This window comes from Acinetobacter sp. ANC 4173 (genome assembly GCF_004331255.1).
In the GTDB taxonomy this organism is placed as follows: Bacteria; Pseudomonadota; Gammaproteobacteria; order Pseudomonadales; family Moraxellaceae; genus Acinetobacter.
This window is the reverse complement of the sequence record NZ_SJOF01000008.1, coordinates 119653-137396: the sequence shown is the minus strand read 5'-3', so window position 1 is coordinate 137396 and position 17744 is coordinate 119653. Positions and strand designations below refer to the sequence as shown.

Below are 17744 nucleotides of genomic sequence, written 5' to 3'. Positions count from 1 at the left end.
GTAAAATTAATTTAGAATCATTACATGATGTCAGGAACAAAACGTAGTGAAGCCCTTTATGGAATAAAGGAGCTGCTTATTTATCAATTAGAATACAGACTAATTTTTTTTATCACATAAAACAATGGTTTATATTAAGTATTTGAAATTAAATAAAATTTTTTATTGGTGTGATTATGGATTACTCAGATTATGTCTCTTATTTCGAGTAAATAGTTTTATAAGTCTCTATAAAATTTAAATTAATTAAACTATTCTTGCATAGGTCATTTTACGTGGAGAAGTAAATGCTTCCTCTGATTGTTAAGTATGCAATAACAGCAGGTATGGTTATACTTATTTCCGAAGTAGCAAAACGTAGTGACCGTTTAGGCGGGTTAATTGCAGCATTACCTCTAGTAACAGTTCTTGTTCTGATCTGGATGAAATTAGAAGGACAGGAACCTCAAAAAATTGCCAATCATGCTTGGTATACTTTTTGGTATGTCATCCCGACTTTACCGATGTTTTTAGCATTTCCTCTATTGTATCAACGTTATGGTTTTTGGATTGCTTTAGGTACTTGTTGTGTTATAACGATAATTATATTTTTGCTTTGGGCAAAGCTTTTACAACATTTTGGTATTCATCTCATTTAAATATAAGTGTTAATTTTAAGAAATGTCAGTTATAGAAACCCATCCGCTCGAACCATTTTTACCAGCAAATGCAAAATTACTGATGCTGGGCAGTTTTCCACCACCCAAAACACGTTGGAAAATGGATTTTTACTATCCGAATTATCAGAACGACATGTGGCGAATCTTTGGGCTGATCTTTTTCCAAGACAAAGCGTATTTTCTAGACCTTCCCAATAAGAATTTTTATGAGCAGAAAATCCGTGATTTCTTAATAGAAAAAGGGATTGCTATTTTTGATACGGCATATCAAGTTGTTCGTTTAAAAGAGAATGCCTCAGATAAATTTTTACATATAGAAACGCCGACCGATCTAACTTCGTTATTAGCCAAGATTCCTCTTTGTCAAAACATTGTCACCACAGGGGATAAGGCAACAGACACGCTCATGTTATCCATGCCTGAAAGCACTGAAAAACCTATAATTGGGGCAAGTTCACAGACATTTTTTGCAGAGCGTGTGTTAACTTTATCTCGAATGCCATCCTCTTCGCGTGCTTACCCATTAGCATTAGAGAAAAAAGCTGAAGCCTATCAACAACTTTTCCAAAAAATTGGTTTAATCTAAGTAGATGTATCTTTCAAGTTAGAGCTTTAAGCATACTTTTTGGCATAGAAGACACATATAATGACGGCGAAACACACGACAATCATAGCAAAATCGATAGATTCATGAAGTACTAGAGTGCAAAGTATGAGCCCCAAAAAGGGTTGTAATAGTTGAATTTGCCCAACACGTGCAACGCCGCCTAATGCCAAACCTTTGTACCAAAACACAAAACCAATCAGCATGCTAAATAGGGAAACATAGAACAATCCTGCATATGCTGTAAGAGGAATAGATGCCCAATTGTCAGGATAATAAATTCCAAATAACAACAACATTAAAGGTAACGCAATAATCAATGCCCAGCAAATGACTTGCCAACCACCGAGCTGTTTTGAGAGTTGTCCACCTTCGGCATAGCCTAAACCACAAACCAATACAGCAATCAGCATATATAGATCAGCACTAAGATGAAAACTTTGCTGATCTTGAAACCACATAAATATGGCAACAAAGCTGCTGCCTATGATTGCAGAAAGCCAAAACTTACTCGAAGGTCTTTCGCCTGCACGTAACACGGCAAAAATGGCGGTAGCTAAAGGAAGTAATGCCACAAAAACAAGGGCACGTGCCGCAGTCATGTGTTCTAAAGCAAGTGCTGTGAAAAATGGAAAACCGAACACAACGCCAAATGCAATTACAATTAAAGATTTGATTTGTTTAAAGGTTGGAAAGGGTTGTTTAAACAATAGAAGGCATAACATTGCGAGTCCAGCAGCTATCACAGCACGAGCGCCTGTGAGAAATTCTGGGCTGAATCCCACCACCGCAAGACGTGTAGCAGGCATAGAGCCTGCGAAAATGACCATACCTAGAAAGCCATGTATCCACCCCATATTACTTTGCTTCATGTTCAAATCTCATTTATATATAGCTCAATTACATGCCAAATGAGAAGCTCTAAACAGATACAATCCAGTACAATCTTAAATAACTGTATTGGTATACAATTTGTATTGTCAGTGATCTATTAACTTGAATACTCAGCTATGTATACGCAAAGCAAAATTGATATTGTGATGGAACAAATCAAATCCCAAATTTCAAACCAACGTTTTGTTGCTGGTGCGCGCTTACCTTCGGTACGGCGTTTAGCGCAAGATCTGAATTTTTCAATTTCGACAGTTGTGGAAGCGTATGCACGTTTAGTTACTGAGGGTGTACTTGAGGCAAGAGCAGGTTCAGGGTTTTATGTTAAAGGTCAGATGCAAACGAAGAAAATAGCAGAACATCATGTTCAATATGATCGAGAAATTAATCCTTTATGGATTTCGCGCCAATCTTTGGATGCGAATGAGGAAACGCTTAAACCCGGTTGCGGCTGGCTACCTCCAGAGTGGATGCCTGAAAGTAGTTTACGTAAAGCTCTCAAACATGCAGCGAAATCATCTATAAAGATGCTGGTAGAGTATCCTGTACCGCATGGTCATCTGGGCTTAAGGCAATGGATTGCCCGTAAAAATAATCAATATGAAATACAAGTTGAACCCTCACAAATCTTAATTACAGATTCTGGGACTCAGTCTATCGACTTAATTTTTCGTGTGCATTTGAAAGCTGGGGACGTCATTCTAGTCGATGATCCATGCTATTTTAATTTTCAAGCCTTGATTCAAGCCCACCATTTACAGGCCATTGCCATTCCATTTACAGCTCAAGGTCCTGATATTGAATGTTTTGAACAAGCCTTACAATATCAACCTAAACTCTATTTAACCAACTCTGGAATTCATAATCCGACAGGTGCGACTTTATCTATACAACGAGCCTATCAAGTTGCCAAATTAGCAGATCAAGCGAATCTATTGATTGTGGAAGATGATATCTTTTCAGAATTTGAATATGTTCCCGCACCACGATATTCCACACTTATGGGTTTAGGGCGGGTGATTCAAATTGGCAGCTTCTCTAAAACTTTAACCGCTTCGCTGCGCTGCGGTTATATTGTTTCTAGTCAGCAAGATATTGAAAAATATATTGATTTAAAAATAGCAACTAATTTTAGTAGTGGACATTTAAATGCGGAAATTGTATTTGCAGCACTTATGGATAGTCAATATTTAAAACACATCGAGTCATTAAAAAAGAAACTCAATACCAGTATGGGATTGTGCATTCAACGATTAAGGCAACTGCGTATAGAACCTATACTCATTCCTAAAGCTGGAATTTTCTTATGGTGTAAACTGCCTTCAGATATTGATGCAGCAGAATTATCACGACGTTGTTTAAAACGTGGATTAATTCTTGCTCCAGGACATGCCTTTAGCCAATCAGAAGGTGCAAAACATTTAATGCGTTTTAATGTGGCGCAGTGTATGAATCCCCAAATATTTGAGATCATTGCGCAAGTGATGGATAGTTTTAGTTTTGATCATGAAAAACCTAATTCCGAAATGTTGATCAACAACAATGAAACACAATCGAATTAAGCTTTTTTGATGCGAAAATGGATGATGTAATGATTTTGTCATTACATCATCCATTCAATCGGTAAGTAAGACAAACTTTTAAAAGTAAAACGCTGAAACTTTGTGGTGTGCGGATCAACATTATATTCAGTCACTTGACCATTCTCATGATGTTCTAACCAAATAATTTCACCTTGAGGATTAAGTTTTAATTCGTATGCAATCCGGGGTAAGTAACGATCCATCGCATGTGTGACTTGGTTTTGTAAATGATCCGATTCGACCACCAAGCCCACTTCAGTATTTAAGTTCACAGAGCGTGGGTCAAAATTAAATGAACCAATAAAAACTTTGCCATCTACACCAAAAAATTTGGCATGTAATCTTGACGAACTTTTTCCTTTGGCAGGAATTGCATTACCTGTTAATACCTCATACCAAGTACGCTGTTTTCGTTGAATATCAGGTTTAAACTCATAAAGTTGAATGCCATTTTTAAGCAGCTCTTTCCGATATTTTTGATAGAAAGCATGGACCAAAGCCACATCATTGGCTAAAAAAGAATTGGTTAAAACACGAACTTTAATATTTTGATGTGAAAGATCAGCAAGAAAAGCAGCTCCTTCTTTAGTGGGTACAAAATAAGCCGATACCAATTCCAAATGTTCTTTAGGAATACCCATTGCATGTTTGAGTTGAGAATACAGCAATTTATCTTGAGCAATATTGCCCAGCGTTTTTTCTGGATCATCAGCCAAAAATTGTGCTTTAACCCATTCAACCTGACGTTCCTGCAATTGAGCCATGATGTGTTTCTGCGCCAAATCTAGTTGGTTAATGAACCGTTCTTTTTCATGATCGTTCACCGCATAATTTTTACGAAGTTGCGCCAGTTCATCTGCCGATCCAACCCCAATCAGTTGTTGTACTGAATAACTCAGTTCACTATTCCAGAAGTTAATGAAAATTTGATTGGCAGATTTTACTGCATTACCAAAGAACAAGATGTCCATGTCGGTAAATTGAAAATCATGACCTGCATCAAAATATTCGCGGCTAATATTACGTCCCCCAGTCACTGCAATGGCACCATCGGCAATAATTAGCTTGTTATGCATACGATGATTGATCTGTTTCAACCGAAAAGCATAATCAATAACCCTAAAATTTCGATATTTATAAGGGTTGTAGAGTTTGATTTCGAAATTCGGATGTGTAACTAACTTTTCAAGTAACGGATCTAATTTGGTGCCATTTTGATCATCAATCATGAGGCGGACTTTAACACCGCGATCTGCTGCTTTTAATAGTTCAGCCAATATCATATGACCTAAGGAGTCGTCTTCCCAAATATAATATTGCAAATCAAGCGTATGTTTCGCATCTCGTATTAAATGAATACGTGATGCGATACTCATAAATGCATCATCTAATGCTAAATAGGCAGTAAGTCCTTGCTGGAGTTGGGCATCAACATTTTGGTGTTGTATCCAATGTTCCGTGTGGTAGTTTGAAGCAGATTCTTTCTTTGCCTGGTTTGGTGGAAGGCTACAAGCCGTGAGTAAACCTAAGTTTGCACATAATAATAAAGAGAAATATCTGGTATTTTTTTGCATCTTGTTCTAATTCATTATTACCAAGATAAATACATATTATCATGCGGTTATGGTTGAATTAAGGCTTAAAAAGCGGTTACTGTAGTCCATCTGTTAAATATCGATATAAGGATGAACATGGCATGAAATCACGTGCAGCCGTAGCCTTTGCGCCAGGACAGCCACTTCAAATTGTAGAAATTGATGTTGCACCACCTCAAAAAGGGGAAGTATTGGTTAAAATTACCCATACGGGTGTATGCCATACCGATGCGTTTACTCTATCAGGTGATGATCCGGAAGGCGTTTTTCCTGCTGTATTGGGGCATGAAGGTGCAGGTATTGTTGTAGAGGTTGGTGAAGGCGTAACCAGTGTTCAACCTGGGGATCATGTTATTCCACTCTATACCGCAGAATGCGGTGAATGCTTATTCTGTAAATCAGGTAAAACCAATCTTTGTGTTGCGGTTCGCGCAACTCAGGGCAAAGGTGTAATGCCAGATGGTACGACGCGTTTTTCATATAATGGTGAGCCAATTTATCACTATATGGGCTGTTCTACCTTCAGTGAATACACTGTGGTTGCAGAAGTTTCTTTGGCAAAAATTAATCAGGAAGCCAACCCTGAACACGTGTGTTTATTGGGCTGCGGTGTAACGACAGGGATTGGCGCTGTACATAATACAGCCAAAGTACAAGAAGGTGACACAGTTGCTGTATTTGGTCTGGGTGGTATTGGTTTAGCCGTAGTACAAGGCGCGAAGCAAGCGAAAGCAGGTCGTATTATTGTCGTAGATATGAATCCTGACAAATTTGAATTAGCGAAACAGTTTGGTGCGACGGATTTCTTAAATCCTAAAGACTACGAACAACCAATTCAGCAAGTGATTGTTGAAATGACAGGTTGGGGTGTGGATCATTCATTTGAATGTATTGGGAACACCAACGTCATGCGTTCAGCATTGGAATGTGCACACCGAGGTTGGGGACAATCAGTGATTATTGGTGTAGCGGGTGCGGGTCAGGAAATCTCAACACGTCCATTCCAATTGGTTACAGGGCGTAAATGGATGGGTACAGCTTTTGGTGGCGTAAAAGGACGTACACAGCTACCAGGCATGGTTGAAGATGCGATGAAAGGCGATATTCAACTGGCACCTTTTGTGACCCATACCATGGGCTTAGACAAAATTAATGAAGCATTTGATTTAATGCATGAAGGAAAATCCATCCGTTCAGTCGTTCATTTTTCTGAATAAGTTAGTCTAGTCACGACAAAAGACCGAGCAAATGCTTGGTCTTTTTTTATCTACATCTAAAATTTTTATGTAAGTAGATTGGCAAGAAGTAACTTTTGTTAGACAAAAAATGATAATAAATGCCAAATGATATGTTTTGTCCTCATCTGACATAGAGCACTACCACAGTTAAATTTATTGTAAACTCAGCAATAAAAGACAGTTGTATAAAAATATAGATTGATTCAGATAGGTACAATTATGGGAAATCATGTGCAATATAAGCCAGAGTGGATACGCGAAGACTTTGTCGATTTTATCGCAGAAAAAATTCATCCAATTTGGGCGTGGAAAAAAATTAAGGCTCAAATCATTGCGCGTAAAGCATTAAGTGATGATTTTATTCAGTTAAAGTTACGACCAAATCAAAACTTTAATAGCACTCAAGTGCTTGCAGGGCAAAGTATTTTGCTCACGGTTGTAATTGCAGGCATACGTCAACAGCGCAGTTATTCTATAGTCGACATCCTCGACAATGGTGATGTGCTGATTGCCATAAAACAACAGGGATCTGTTTCAAGAGCTGTAACCGACTTAGCTTTAGGCGCAGTCATTGAAATCTCTCAAGCTCAGGGCGAGTTTGTATTTAAACCACAATCGAATCAAGCAAACTTATTCCTTGCCTCAGGGAGTGGTATTACCGCCATTTATGCTTTAGTCAAACAGGCGCTGAAAAGCACAGAGCATCCTATCGATTTGATATATTTTACCCGTGATACTGCCTACCACACAGAACTAGAAGCTTTAGCAGCACAATATCCACAGTTTAAATATCATTCATTTAACACATTGAAAAATAAGCAACATCTTAGTGAGTCACTACTTCAGCAACTCGTACCAGACTATCAGCAGCGTGAGTGTTATGCCTGTGGTGCGAATAACATGATGAAGTGTGTGCAGCAGCTTTATACCGATCAAAGTATCTCGCATTTGCTCAAGACAGAATATTTTAAAATCCAGATTGATCAAACACTCGAAGCACAACCTGTGACTTTCCTCCGTGCGCAGCAGGAATTTTTAGCAACAGATAATTTGTTGGAAAGTGCTGAAAAAGCAGGGCTTAAACCCGCACATGGCTGCCGTATGGGTATTTGCAATACTTGTTCCTGCACCAAAGTACAAGGGGCTGTTCGAAATGTGCTCACAGGCGAAATTGATGAGCAGTGTAATACTCAGATCAAACTGTGCATTTCACAGGCGATTAGCCCAGTTGTGATTAATTTATAAAAGTTTAATGTAGGGACAAATAAAATGAATAAACCCGTTAATTTCCAAAGCAATAGCAAATCTCGGTATCTAACGGATGAAGAAATTCAGTCCTTTGGAGAGAAGATCGAAGCCATTCGCCGTGAAACGATGCAAAGTTTAGGTGAGCATGATGCCGCTTATATCTATAAAATCCGAAATTTTGTCCGCTATAGTGAAATTGCCTCACGCGGTATGTTGATGTTCGCTGGCTGGTTACCACCTGTTTGGTTATTGGGGACAGGGCTACTGGGGATTTCTAAAATTGTTGAAAATATGGAGTTGGGGCATAACGTGATGCATGGTCAGTTTGACTGGCTGAATGACCCAAGCCTAAATGGTGCAAACTATGATTGGGATACCATCGCAACAGGCGATGATTGGAAATATACCCATAACTATGTACATCATACATATACCAATATTGTTGGAAAAGACCACGACGTCGGCTATGGACTCATTCGAGTAAGTGAAAGCCAACCTTGGGAGCCAAGATTTTTATTTAACATTCCGTTGACTATTCAGCTCATGGTTTTTTTTGAATGGTATGTGGGTGTGCAAAACCTACATCTGGAAGATGTCTATGTATATAAAACCAAAACCTGGCGTGAAGTTTGGCAAGATTCAGTCAAATTACGCAAAAAAGTAACGCGCCAAGTGATTAAAGACTATGTCTTTTTTCCATTGATTGCGGGACCAAATGCTATTCCAGTATTTGCAGGCAATGCCGTAGCCAATGTGATCCGTAGTTTATGGGCATCAGCAGTGATCTTTAATGGACATTTTACTGAAGATGCTGAAACCTTTGAGTTAGACAATACTGAAAATGAAACTCGGGCAGAGTGGTATTTACGTCAAATTCGGGGTTCGAGTAATTTTTCGGGCACGCAAGGGCTACATATTTTAAGTGGTAATTTAAGTCATCAAATTGAGCACCATCTATTTCCAGACATGCCCGCCAATCGTTATGCAGAAGTAGCGCCAAAAATTAAAGCATTGTGTGCTGAGTATGGAATTCATTACAGCGAAGCCAGTTTCACCAAACAGTTTGCAAGCGTTTGGGTTCGACTTGCCAAAAGTTCATTACCCAATGACTGGAAGGAGCAGTTGAAACTGACCATGCAAAATAAATTGAAGCGATGGGTTTAAAATCTCGATCATTCAATGAATTGATAAGTAAAAGTTGTTCTAGACATAACTATTATTCCTAAAATAAAGGTTGTCAAAGGCAATAATAAGGCGTATTTTAAATTTCAGATACTTTTTTGATGAAACAAAGATGTTAAAGCAACCTTTAATCGCAAACGCTTATTTTTATTTCTGGCAGTTTAGCTAATTGCCTGAACGCGTTTGGGCAAAATAAGGTTGCCCACCAGTTGATACCTGATCGGCAACCCCGGTCAGGTTTTTTTATGCTTTGTTTTTTATAAATTTTTAGGAGATTCACATGTACGCATTTAACACTTCATATTTTAGTAACGGTTATTGGTTTTACTTTAGTCAGTTTATGACTCAATCCTTATCATCCCATAGACCCAAAACGCACAAATAAAAGATCGGACTGAACAGACAGTCCAAAGGAAAGACCAATGAATGCTTTAAATACTGCACTACAACATCAAACGAATACACAAGAAGCTCTATTGAGTTTGCCTCAGCAACTCAAAGCACAACTTCCTCTTTCTGCACTACTTGCGGCTCAGATTGCCGAACATCGTCAAATTATTCAAAATATTTTATCTGGTGAAGATTCACGACTATTGGTGATTACAGGACCATGTTCCCTTCATGACCCTGTCGCAGCTTTGGAATACGCGCAAAAACTACAACAATTACAAGCGCAAGTTTCTGATCAAATTTTTCTAGTAATGCGTGCTTATATTGAAAAACCACGCACCACAGTGGGCTGGAAAGGCTTTATGTATGATCCTGACTTAGATGGTTCATCCAATTTACAGTCAGGTTTGGAACAGTCTCGTCAGTTATATTTAAACATTATTGAAATGGGCTTGCCAATTGCGAGCGAAATTTTAAGCCCAATGGCTACAGCTTATTTTGATGATTTATTGGCATGGGGAGCGATTGGTGCTCGCACCAGTGAATCACAAATTCATCGTGAAATTTCGAGCCAAATGCCCTACAGCATTGGTTTCAAAAATGGCACTGATGGTTCTATTCAAATTGCCTTAGATGCCATTCAATCGGCTTCAAATGCGCATCAATTCTTGGGAATGAGTCAGTCCGGTTTACCTTGTATGCTTCAATCTCATGGTAATCCACTGGCACATTTAATTTTACGTGGCTCAAATACCGGTCCGAACTATCAGGCAGAAGAAATCAACAAAATTAAGGCTAAAACCAAAGGGGTTTTACCTGCTTTAGTGATCGATTGCAGCCATGGTAATAGCAATAAGAAGCCAAAATTGCAGTCAGAGGTGCTCCGTCAAATTGTGAGTGAGCGTGAGCAAACCAATGTTCGTGGGGTTATGCTAGAGAGTCATTTGGTCGAAGGGAATCAAAAGATTTCATGCGACATGATTTATGGTCAGTCTGTAACAGATGGTTGTATTGGTTGGGAACAAACTGAACACTTATTGTTAGAAGCTGCACAGCAATTAAGAAAACCACAATAATAAAATATTGATTGTAAAAAGCCCCTGAAATCAGGGGCTTAATTTTGTATGCTATTTTGTGGTCGTGACCACACAGAATTTATAAAACAATAGGCTCAGTAATACGATGATCGCACATAAGATATAGGACATGCTATAACCTTGTGCTGTGATTAGAATCCCTAATAGTATTGAACCCAATGCAATGCCCAAATCGTAAAAAGTGAAAAAGGTGGATGTTGCATGACCAATTCGTTGAGGTGCCGCACGTTGAATAGCCAGTGTTTGTAGGCAGGGTTGTACTGAGCCGAATCCCATCCCAATAAAAATAGCTGCGAGTATAAATCCAATTAAGCTATTGATTTGACTTAAGATAATAAGCCCTACTGAAAACAAAGCTAAAGCTGGGTAAATGACATAGCTTGGCCCCTTACGGTCATAAATTTTTCCAGTGAAAGGGCGCAAGCTAATCATCGAAATTGCGAAAACAATAAAAAATAGACTGGCATAAGCAAGTAAGTTTTTCGATGCGGAATAGGTCGAGATAAATGACATGATGCTGGCATAAGCAAATGAAACCATCATCGCCATAATAGAAACAGGCAGCGCTTTTTTCTCAATAAAATCATGAATGGAGAGTTGTCTTTTTTGTGGAGCTAGCGTGTTCGAAGTAGTGGTATGAATAGGGATTAAAAAACAGAAGATAAAACCGAGACAGACAATTGCAGCGAGAATACTTGCAACAACAGCATAGGATAATGGTTGAATGAGTGATAAACCAATTAATGGACCTAAGACAATCCCTAAGTTGACTGACATGACGAAATAGCCCATACCTTCGCCACGGCGTGAATCTGGAATGAATGCATTGGCAATCGGAACAGTAACTGTCGTTAAAATACTAAACCAAATCCCATGTAAAAAACGTAGCCAGAGTAAAACCTCTAGATTATCTGCAAAGATATAGGCAACGGAAAATAAACAGAACAAAAGCTCAGAGATAAAAAGTGTTTTTTTTCGACCAAACTTTTCAATGATTAATCCACTAAAAGGGCGTACCGCAATAGAAGATACCATAAATAAAGTCATGGCTAATCCAGCTTGAGCAAGGCTGCCATGTAAGTCTTGTAAAATATAGATGGGTAGAATTGTGGTTTGCGCGAAATAAAAGATAAATAGAAATAAGTTATTGGCTAGACACAGTATAAAAGACTTATTCCAAAGCTGAATTGTAGATGAATGTGACATAATTGACCCAGAAGTAGAAAGGGAATCACGACAATGTGGCTATCACTATTTTATGTATTCCCTGCGCATACCAAGGTCATGAAGATGAGGTTTAATCATAACCAAGTAAAGAAGAAAAATAAAGTAAATTGATATTTTGATATATTTTTTTATATTAATATTTCTTATATTTAATAAAATTATCATTATTTGATTATTAGCGAGTTTTAAATATAAAAAATCAGCCCGAAAGCTGATTTTCAAGAAGCGTGGATAACTTAAAGTCCTGCTTCATAGTCCGTACTAGACAACAATGTGTTTACATCATCGATGTTATTTGGCTTGATTTTATAAATCCAACCTTTGCCATAGGGTGCGTCATTTACAAAGTCAGGATCGTCTTCCAGTGCTGTATTCACTTCAACGACAACACCTGAAATAGGCGCATGAATGTCAGAAGCTGTTTTCACAGATTCAACAACACCCGCTTGTTCGCCGGCCGTCACTTGTTGTCCCACTTCTGGCATTTCGACATAAACTAAATCGCCTAAGGCATCCTGCGCATGGTCTGAAATCCCAGTTACAACAAGATCACCTTCAATTTTCACCCACTCGTGCGTGCTCGCATATTTCAAATCTGAAGGATGATTCATGATGACTCCTCAAAAGTATTCATTTATTTTTGTCATGCTTTATACATGTTTTTACCTAAAAACAAAAGGCTTATAGGTATGGATCTTTACGCCAATTACTTGGGCTACGTCCACTCCATCTTTTAAAAGCACGACTGAAATTGGCAACATCACTATAGCCTAGTTCATCTGCAATTTGTTCAAGAGTGTAATCTGTTCGGGAGAGTAGCGACGTTGCATGTCGGTAGCGAACTTCATCGACAATTGTTGAAAAGGAGGTTCCTTCGGTCGCTAACTGGCGCTTCAAGGTTCTATCAGACATATGTAAGCGATATGCTACATTTTCAATACTTAAATAATGCTGCTCTGAATGCGTCAAAATGTCGCGAACCGCCATAGAGAGCCGTCTGCGTTCACCTAAAGCCGAAAGTTCGGCTTCACATTGGTTAATTGCAATTTGGCTCGCAATCGGGTCAGCATTCATCATTTTTAATGCGAGGTATTTTTTATCAAAGCTCATCAATAAATGGGGTTGATCAAAACGAAACTGATGATTTGGAAACTTGGTAATATAGCGTTCAAAACCTTCGGGTTGGGGAAAATCAAAATCAATCTCACCGCCCAAATCTGTGACACCTGTCATGGCTTTGGCCATAGAAATAATGCCAATGGTTAACGTAATACAAATTTCTGAACGTAAGGGTTCTATACTGACATCACTTCGAAGCTGCAAAGTTGCTTGTTCAGCGAAAGTAGAAAAATAGATTTGTAAGAAGGGCAATCGTAATTGCACAAAGCGGTTGGCGAGGACAAGCGCATCGGTAATATCATTTGCAGTCATAATGGCATAACCAATAAAACCATGGATAGAAATACGCATTTGCGTACCTAAATGATAACCAAGTGTTGATTCACCGGTCAGGATCAAGGCATGTTGAATTAATGCATTGGCAACTGACGTCGAGATTCGAAAATCTGGCTCCGCTAATTTTTCACTATTGAGCTGGAATGGAGCAAATAAAGTATCTGCATTATAGCCCCAGCGTGACACGACATCTAAAAGTAACAGACCATAGACTCCCGGAATTCCTTGGTCTTGTCTAGACGAAATAGTATTCATGCGCGATCCATTGCACGTTTAATGTTGTTATATCAGTTAGTTTTTATATTGGCATGAAACATAAGTACACGCCTGATAAATTGTTCGACAAATTAGATAAAGTGGATTCTAAAACCACGAATGATTTTAGAACCATCATCTTTTAAAGATCAGGTTGATAGTTTTTACTAAACACTAAAATTTTGGTATTGCCTAGTAATACTGCTTCACCATTTTGATTGAGTGTTTCGGTGGTATAACTCACAATAGCTCGATCAGGTTTTGATTTTGACAGTTTAATTTCGGTTATTTCTACCTCAACATGGATCTGGTCACCTACACGGGTCGGCCTAGGCCATCGTACTTGCGCTTCGGAACCGATTAAGCCATACGCTACAGGAAAACATTCTGTCCAAAGTCGCATGGTGACTGCGGAAGTATGCCAACCGCTGGCAGCCAAACCTTTAAAAATTGGATGGTTAGCCGCTTCTACCTCATTGGTATGAAAAGGCTGCGGGTCAAATTGATGCGCGAATTGCTTAATTTCATCGACAGTCATTTCATAGGCACGACTAATAAAGCGATCACCGACGTGTAGATCTTCTAAATACAACATCAAGCACTATCCTTATTTTTCAGTTCATGTTGTTCAATTAAAAAACCACCAGTTTGACGTTGCCATAATTGCGCATAAATACCATTTAAAGCAACCAATTCATCATGCGTACCTTGTTCAGCAATTCGACCCTGATCTAAGACAATCAGACGATCCATTTGCGCAATGGTAGAAAGACGGTGTGCAATTGCAATAACTGTTTTATCTTGCATTAAATCATCCAGACTGGACTGAATTGCAGCTTCAACTTCAGAGTCTAAGGCACTGGTGGCTTCATCAAGAATTAGAATCGGAGCATCTTTTAAAAATACTCGTGCAATGGCGATACGCTGACGTTGTCCACCCGAAAGTTTTACTCCACGTTCGCCCACATAGGCGTCATAACCTTTACGACCACGAAGGTCAGTCAGTTGCGGAATAAAATCCTCTGCTTTGGCTTTACGAACTGCATCATACATATCTGCATCACTGGCATCTGGACGTCCGTATTTGATATTTTCTGCAACGGTACGATGCAATAGCGATGTATCTTGTGTGACTAAAGCAATACTTTTACGCAGACTGTCTTGGCTTACGTCCTCTATATTTTGCCCATCAATTAAAATACGCCCTTGGTTAAGGGTATAAAAATGTAATAACAATTGAATCAGCGTAGATTTACCAACACCAGAACGCCCGACAATACCAATTTTTTCACCTGGACGTATGGTGAGATTAAAGTGATCAATGACATTTTTTTCATTGTAGGCAAAACAGACATCTTCAAACTTAATTTCGCCGTGTTTCACCTCAAGCGTAGTTGCATTCGGTTTATCCTGAATACTAATCGGACGCCCTAATGTTTTCATACCATCTTGAATGGTGCCGACATTTTCAAATAAAGCAGATGTTTGCCACATCATAAATTCGGCAATACTGTTGAGTTTTAAAATCATGGCAGTCGTTGCCGCGATAATGCCCAGCTCTGCACGACCTTCGATCCACAACCATAAAGCTGTTCCAAGTACACCGGTATAAAGCACAATACTGAGCGAGTTAATGCTTATTTCATAACCTGAACCCAATCGCATTTGCTTATAGACTGTTCGCATAAACTCTTGCATGGATGACTTGGCATACTGGCTTTCACGGCCGGCATGGGCAAACAGTTTTACCGTTTGAATATTGGTGTAGGCATCGGTTACACGACCTGTCATTACCGCACGAGCATCGGCTTGTTCATTGGAAATTTTGCTGAGTCGTGGAATGAAATACCATGCTGCAAGCAGGAATAAAGCCAACCAGACCAATAGGGGAATAATCAGAAATGGGGAGATTGAGCCGAGTACAATACTGACTGTAAAGAAGTAGATCAGGACATAAGCCAGCATATCCCCCAAAATCATCCAAAACTCGCGCACTGCAAGCGCTGTTTGCATGACTTTGGCAGAAAGTCGCCCTGCAAAATCATTATGAAAAAAATCAAGGCTTTGTTGTAATAATAAATTATGGAACTTCCAACGCAGCCGCATGGGAAAGCTACTAAACAGAATTTGATGTTTAATAATGGACTGGAAGTTAGCAAAAAAGATATTCCCCAGTAATATCATGCTCAGTAGTATTAAATTTTGACGATGTTGTGCCAAGAATGTATCAGGTTGACTTTTACTGAGCCAATTGACTAAGTCGCCAATTTTGGCATACAACAAGGCTTCAAAACTTGCAGCACCTGCGGTACAAAGCACTAAAATAAGCAGGTAAGGGCGTATACCTTTAGATGCACTCCAGACAAATGCAAAGAAAGTTGTAGGCAGTGGATCTTTTAAACCTTTACTAGGATAGGGATCTACACGCTTTTCGAACCATCTAAGCATTAATATTAACCTCTTGGTAAAATTGCATAATTTAGAAATGACAATAAGATAAATAAAATTTTTACAAGAAAAAATCGGGATTATATTTTCAAAGATAATGGATGAGGAAGATGAAAACGTTCATTTATCCTTAATTCACATGTAAAAGTACAACCGAAATTTGCTTGAATTCATTGTAATCCATATCAATCTAACGCACCATCATAAAGTCGGCTAACACGGAAGGTGTTGATGTTCACATTTTTGTCATGTTTTTCAATTATAAAAAAGTAAGCCTAATCCGAAACTTTAAAAACACATGAATGATTTATCTGTAAAGAAAATAAACAAGCAAATTGACGAATTTACACAAACTGGAAAAATACCGAGTGAGTTAGTTTTTGGTTATAAAACTTATGCGGTACTCATGCAAGATGATAAATTCGCAGATCAAATCATGAAAGGAAATGAAGATCCAATCCATAGATTTTATAAAAAACTCAGAATTACTTTGGTTACGGATAAACACTATTTTCAAGTGAAATAACTGGGAATTGAATTGAAAATAATGATCGGTTATTTCTATAGAAATATATTTTAATATGGAATACGCCGTCGATAATTATTAGAAAAATGTGAAAAAAGTCGTATTTTTTCTGGAAAATAATGATAAAATTTTTATCGATACAGGCTTGTTGATAACTTTAATACCCTGTAATTGTTAACTTAAATAATTGAATCAATAATAAAGGTGGCAATATGAGAGGAAGTGTAGAACGATACGATTCTCAAACACAATTGGGCATGATTCGTGATGAGTGTGGTGAGTGGTTTTATTTTGCGGTAGAGCAGTGGAGCGATCCTAATAATTTACCGATTGATGGTTTAATTGTTGATTTTGTCATAGATGGTGCTGAAGTGACTTCTGTTTGGGAAGTAACAAATACGCATTAGTTTTATTATTTTGAGCATTATTCACTTATAAAAGAACATCTATAAAGGTCTACTCAGGTAGACCTTATTCATTGAATATGAATATCTGACTAACAAATTGATGATTACGTTGCGTAAGATTAATATAAATGCGGCAACTGCATTTAAATTTTTTAAAATACTTTAAGTGCTTATATCGACTTTATGGTAATACTCATTTTTACGTGAGTTTACTCATAAATTTTGCTCAATATATATGCATCCACGCCGTATTGAGTCTGTTTGAAAAAAAGTGAGTCAGATATGTTTGAAATACTCATCCCTTATACAATTGCAATCGTTATTTTGACCATTACCCCAGGTTTAGATACCACGTTAATTATTCGTACAGCCACACTTGAAACCCGTCAAAAGGCTTTTCAAACCGCTTTAGGCATTAACTTCGGATGCATGGTATGGGGGATTATTGTTGCATGTGGGTTGGGAGCATTATTGGCAACCTCTGAACTCGCTTTTAATGTCTTAAAATGGTTTGGAGCCGCTTATCTAGCTTGGTTAGGATTACAGTTGTTGGTTAAACCACGTAGTAGTCTAGAAAACAACATCAACATACAAAGAACACCCAATTGGTTTTTAAAAGGATTTTTTTGCAATATTCTTAATCCCAAGGTTGGGCTTTTTTATATCACTTTTTTACCGCAGTTCATTCCAAATGATGTCACCCCCTTTATTTGGGTTATGGGACTAGTTGCCATACATGTTGTGCTAGGGTTCTTTGGTCAAGCATACTTATTTTTATGATGCAGCCAATTTCCAGATTTTTGAAACAACCCAAAATTGTTCGACGTTTAGATCAAATTACAGGAACTATTTTCTTGTTATTTGCCCTAAAGCTTGTAATGAGCAAGCGTTAGTTAAAGTTATGAAACAAAATAAGATGGCAATACTTTCATTTTAGCC

Annotated in this window: 16 protein-coding genes and 1 pseudogene; 10 read left to right on the top strand and 7 right to left on the bottom strand. The window is 38.2% G+C overall.

The window, feature by feature from the left end; genetic code table 11:
• Positions 1 to 287 precede the first annotated feature (287 nt).
• The gene (locus E0H94_RS11105; protein WP_131326588.1) at positions 288 to 638 is read left to right on the top strand and encodes a DUF3147 family protein; all 351 of its coding nucleotides are present in this window, start codon (positions 288 to 290) and stop codon (positions 636 to 638) included.
• A 22-nt stretch (positions 639 to 660) separates the two neighbouring features.
• Positions 661 to 1245, top strand: a complete 585-nt coding sequence (locus tag E0H94_RS11100; RefSeq protein ID WP_131326587.1) for a uracil-DNA glycosylase family protein — start codon at positions 661 to 663, stop codon at positions 1243 to 1245.
• A gap of 26 nt (positions 1246 to 1271) precedes the next feature.
• Here the strand turns inward: E0H94_RS11100 and E0H94_RS11095 are convergent, their stop codons facing one another.
• Positions 1272 to 2135 (bottom strand): DMT family transporter, encoded by an 864-nt coding sequence (locus tag E0H94_RS11095; protein ID WP_131326586.1) that lies wholly within the window; start codon positions 2133 to 2135, stop codon positions 1272 to 1274.
• A gap of 138 nt (positions 2136 to 2273) precedes the next feature.
• Here E0H94_RS11095 and E0H94_RS11090 point away from each other — a divergent pair, with 138 nt between their 5' ends.
• Positions 2274 to 3716, top strand: a complete 1443-nt coding sequence (locus E0H94_RS11090) for a PLP-dependent aminotransferase family protein (RefSeq protein ID WP_131326585.1) — start codon at positions 2274 to 2276, stop codon at positions 3714 to 3716.
• Positions 3717 to 3757: 41 nt separating this feature from the next.
• Here E0H94_RS11090 and E0H94_RS11085 read toward each other — a convergent pair whose 3' ends face one another.
• Positions 3758 to 5311: a phospholipase D family protein gene (locus E0H94_RS11085; protein ID WP_131326584.1), complete on the bottom strand. Its 1554-nt coding sequence runs from the start codon at positions 5309 to 5311 to the stop codon at positions 3758 to 3760.
• A gap of 122 nt (positions 5312 to 5433) precedes the next feature.
• Here E0H94_RS11085 and E0H94_RS11080 point away from each other — a divergent pair, with 122 nt between their 5' ends.
• The 4 genes from E0H94_RS11080 to E0H94_RS11065 all read left to right on the top strand — a co-directional run bounded on the left by E0H94_RS11080 (position 5434) and on the right by E0H94_RS11065 (position 10466).
• Positions 5434 to 6549 carry an S-(hydroxymethyl)glutathione dehydrogenase/class III alcohol dehydrogenase gene (locus E0H94_RS11080; RefSeq protein ID WP_131326583.1) on the top strand — a complete coding sequence of 372 codons (1116 nt, stop codon included), beginning with the start codon at positions 5434 to 5436 and terminating at the stop codon, positions 6547 to 6549.
• A gap of 240 nt (positions 6550 to 6789) precedes the next feature.
• Positions 6790 to 7815, top strand: coding sequence for a flavin reductase family protein (locus tag E0H94_RS11075; protein ID WP_131326582.1), 1026 nt, complete (start codon positions 6790 to 6792; stop codon positions 7813 to 7815).
• A 24-nt stretch (positions 7816 to 7839) separates the two neighbouring features.
• Positions 7840 to 8982 carry a fatty acid desaturase family protein gene (locus E0H94_RS11070; protein WP_131326581.1) on the top strand — a complete coding sequence of 381 codons (1143 nt, stop codon included), beginning with the start codon at positions 7840 to 7842 and terminating at the stop codon, positions 8980 to 8982.
• Positions 8983 to 9422: 440 nt separating this feature from the next.
• Positions 9423 to 10466, top strand: coding sequence for a 3-deoxy-7-phosphoheptulonate synthase (locus E0H94_RS11065; RefSeq protein WP_131326580.1), 1044 nt, complete (start codon positions 9423 to 9425; stop codon positions 10464 to 10466).
• A 51-nt stretch (positions 10467 to 10517) separates the two neighbouring features.
• Here E0H94_RS11065 and E0H94_RS11060 read toward each other — a convergent pair whose 3' ends face one another.
• The 5 genes from E0H94_RS11060 to E0H94_RS11040 form a co-directional block, all read right to left on the bottom strand.
• Positions 10518 to 11693 carry an MFS transporter gene (locus tag E0H94_RS11060; RefSeq protein ID WP_131326579.1) on the bottom strand — a complete coding sequence of 392 codons (1176 nt, stop codon included), beginning with the start codon at positions 11691 to 11693 and terminating at the stop codon, positions 10518 to 10520.
• Between the two features lie 257 nt (positions 11694 to 11950).
• Positions 11951 to 12325, bottom strand: coding sequence for a glycine cleavage system protein GcvH (gene gcvH, locus E0H94_RS11055; RefSeq protein ID WP_131264932.1), 375 nt, complete (start codon positions 12323 to 12325; stop codon positions 11951 to 11953).
• A 70-nt stretch (positions 12326 to 12395) separates the two neighbouring features.
• Positions 12396 to 13424, bottom strand: a complete 1029-nt coding sequence (locus tag E0H94_RS11050) for a helix-turn-helix domain-containing protein (RefSeq protein WP_131326578.1) — start codon at positions 13422 to 13424, stop codon at positions 12396 to 12398.
• 142 nt (positions 13425 to 13566) lie between these two features.
• Entirely contained in the window at positions 13567 to 14019 is a 453-nt protein-coding gene (locus tag E0H94_RS11045) for a MaoC family dehydratase (RefSeq protein ID WP_131326577.1), read from the bottom strand.
• Entirely contained in the window at positions 14019 to 15872 is a 1854-nt protein-coding gene (locus E0H94_RS11040) for an ABC transporter ATP-binding protein (RefSeq protein WP_131326576.1), read from the bottom strand. Before E0H94_RS11040 ends, E0H94_RS11045 begins: the two co-directional genes overlap by 1 nt.
• 298 nt (positions 15873 to 16170) lie before the next feature.
• Here E0H94_RS11040 and E0H94_RS11035 point away from each other — a divergent pair, with 298 nt between their 5' ends.
• The 3 genes and pseudogenes from E0H94_RS11035 to E0H94_RS11025 all read left to right on the top strand — a co-directional run bounded on the left by E0H94_RS11035 (position 16171) and on the right by E0H94_RS11025 (position 17698).
• Entirely contained in the window at positions 16171 to 16398 is a 228-nt protein-coding gene (locus tag E0H94_RS11035) for a hypothetical protein (RefSeq protein WP_131326575.1), read from the top strand.
• A 212-nt stretch (positions 16399 to 16610) separates the two neighbouring features.
• Positions 16611 to 16805 (top strand): hypothetical protein, encoded by a 195-nt coding sequence (locus tag E0H94_RS11030; RefSeq protein WP_131326574.1) that lies wholly within the window; start codon positions 16611 to 16613, stop codon positions 16803 to 16805.
• A gap of 282 nt (positions 16806 to 17087) precedes the next feature.
• Positions 17088 to 17698, top strand: a pseudogene (locus E0H94_RS11025) (LysE family translocator).
• The last annotated feature ends 46 nt before the right edge of the window (positions 17699 to 17744 follow it).

What these genes read in the sequence shown, in the direction of transcription:
- E0H94_RS11105 (WP_131326588.1), top strand. Translation starts at nt 288, where the DNA reads ATGCTTCCTCTGATTGTTAAGTATGCAATAACAGCAGGTATGGTTATA.
- E0H94_RS11100 (WP_131326587.1), top strand. Translation starts at nt 661, where the DNA reads ATGTCAGTTATAGAAACCCATCCGCTCGAACCATTTTTACCAGCAAAT.
- E0H94_RS11095 (WP_131326586.1), bottom strand. Translation starts at nt 2,135, where the DNA reads ATGAAGCAAAGTAATATGGGGTGGATACATGGCTTTCTAGGTATGGTC.
- E0H94_RS11090 (WP_131326585.1), top strand. Translation starts at nt 2,274, where the DNA reads ATGTATACGCAAAGCAAAATTGATATTGTGATGGAACAAATCAAATCC.
- E0H94_RS11085 (WP_131326584.1), bottom strand. Translation starts at nt 5,311, where the DNA reads ATGCAAAAAAATACCAGATATTTCTCTTTATTATTATGTGCAAACTTA.
- E0H94_RS11080 (WP_131326583.1), top strand. Translation starts at nt 5,434, where the DNA reads ATGAAATCACGTGCAGCCGTAGCCTTTGCGCCAGGACAGCCACTTCAA.
- E0H94_RS11075 (WP_131326582.1), top strand. Translation starts at nt 6,790, where the DNA reads ATGGGAAATCATGTGCAATATAAGCCAGAGTGGATACGCGAAGACTTT.
- E0H94_RS11070 (WP_131326581.1), top strand. Translation starts at nt 7,840, where the DNA reads ATGAATAAACCCGTTAATTTCCAAAGCAATAGCAAATCTCGGTATCTA.
- E0H94_RS11065 (WP_131326580.1), top strand. Translation starts at nt 9,423, where the DNA reads ATGAATGCTTTAAATACTGCACTACAACATCAAACGAATACACAAGAA.
- E0H94_RS11060 (WP_131326579.1), bottom strand. Translation starts at nt 11,693, where the DNA reads ATGTCACATTCATCTACAATTCAGCTTTGGAATAAGTCTTTTATACTG.
- gcvH (WP_131264932.1), bottom strand. Translation starts at nt 12,325, where the DNA reads ATGAATCATCCTTCAGATTTGAAATATGCGAGCACGCACGAGTGGGTG.
- E0H94_RS11050 (WP_131326578.1), bottom strand. Translation starts at nt 13,424, where the DNA reads ATGAATACTATTTCGTCTAGACAAGACCAAGGAATTCCGGGAGTCTAT.
- E0H94_RS11045 (WP_131326577.1), bottom strand. Translation starts at nt 14,019, where the DNA reads ATGTTGTATTTAGAAGATCTACACGTCGGTGATCGCTTTATTAGTCGT.
- E0H94_RS11040 (WP_131326576.1), bottom strand. Translation starts at nt 15,872, where the DNA reads ATGCTTAGATGGTTCGAAAAGCGTGTAGATCCCTATCCTAGTAAAGGT.
- E0H94_RS11035 (WP_131326575.1), top strand. Translation starts at nt 16,171, where the DNA reads ATGAATGATTTATCTGTAAAGAAAATAAACAAGCAAATTGACGAATTT.
- E0H94_RS11030 (WP_131326574.1), top strand. Translation starts at nt 16,611, where the DNA reads ATGAGAGGAAGTGTAGAACGATACGATTCTCAAACACAATTGGGCATG.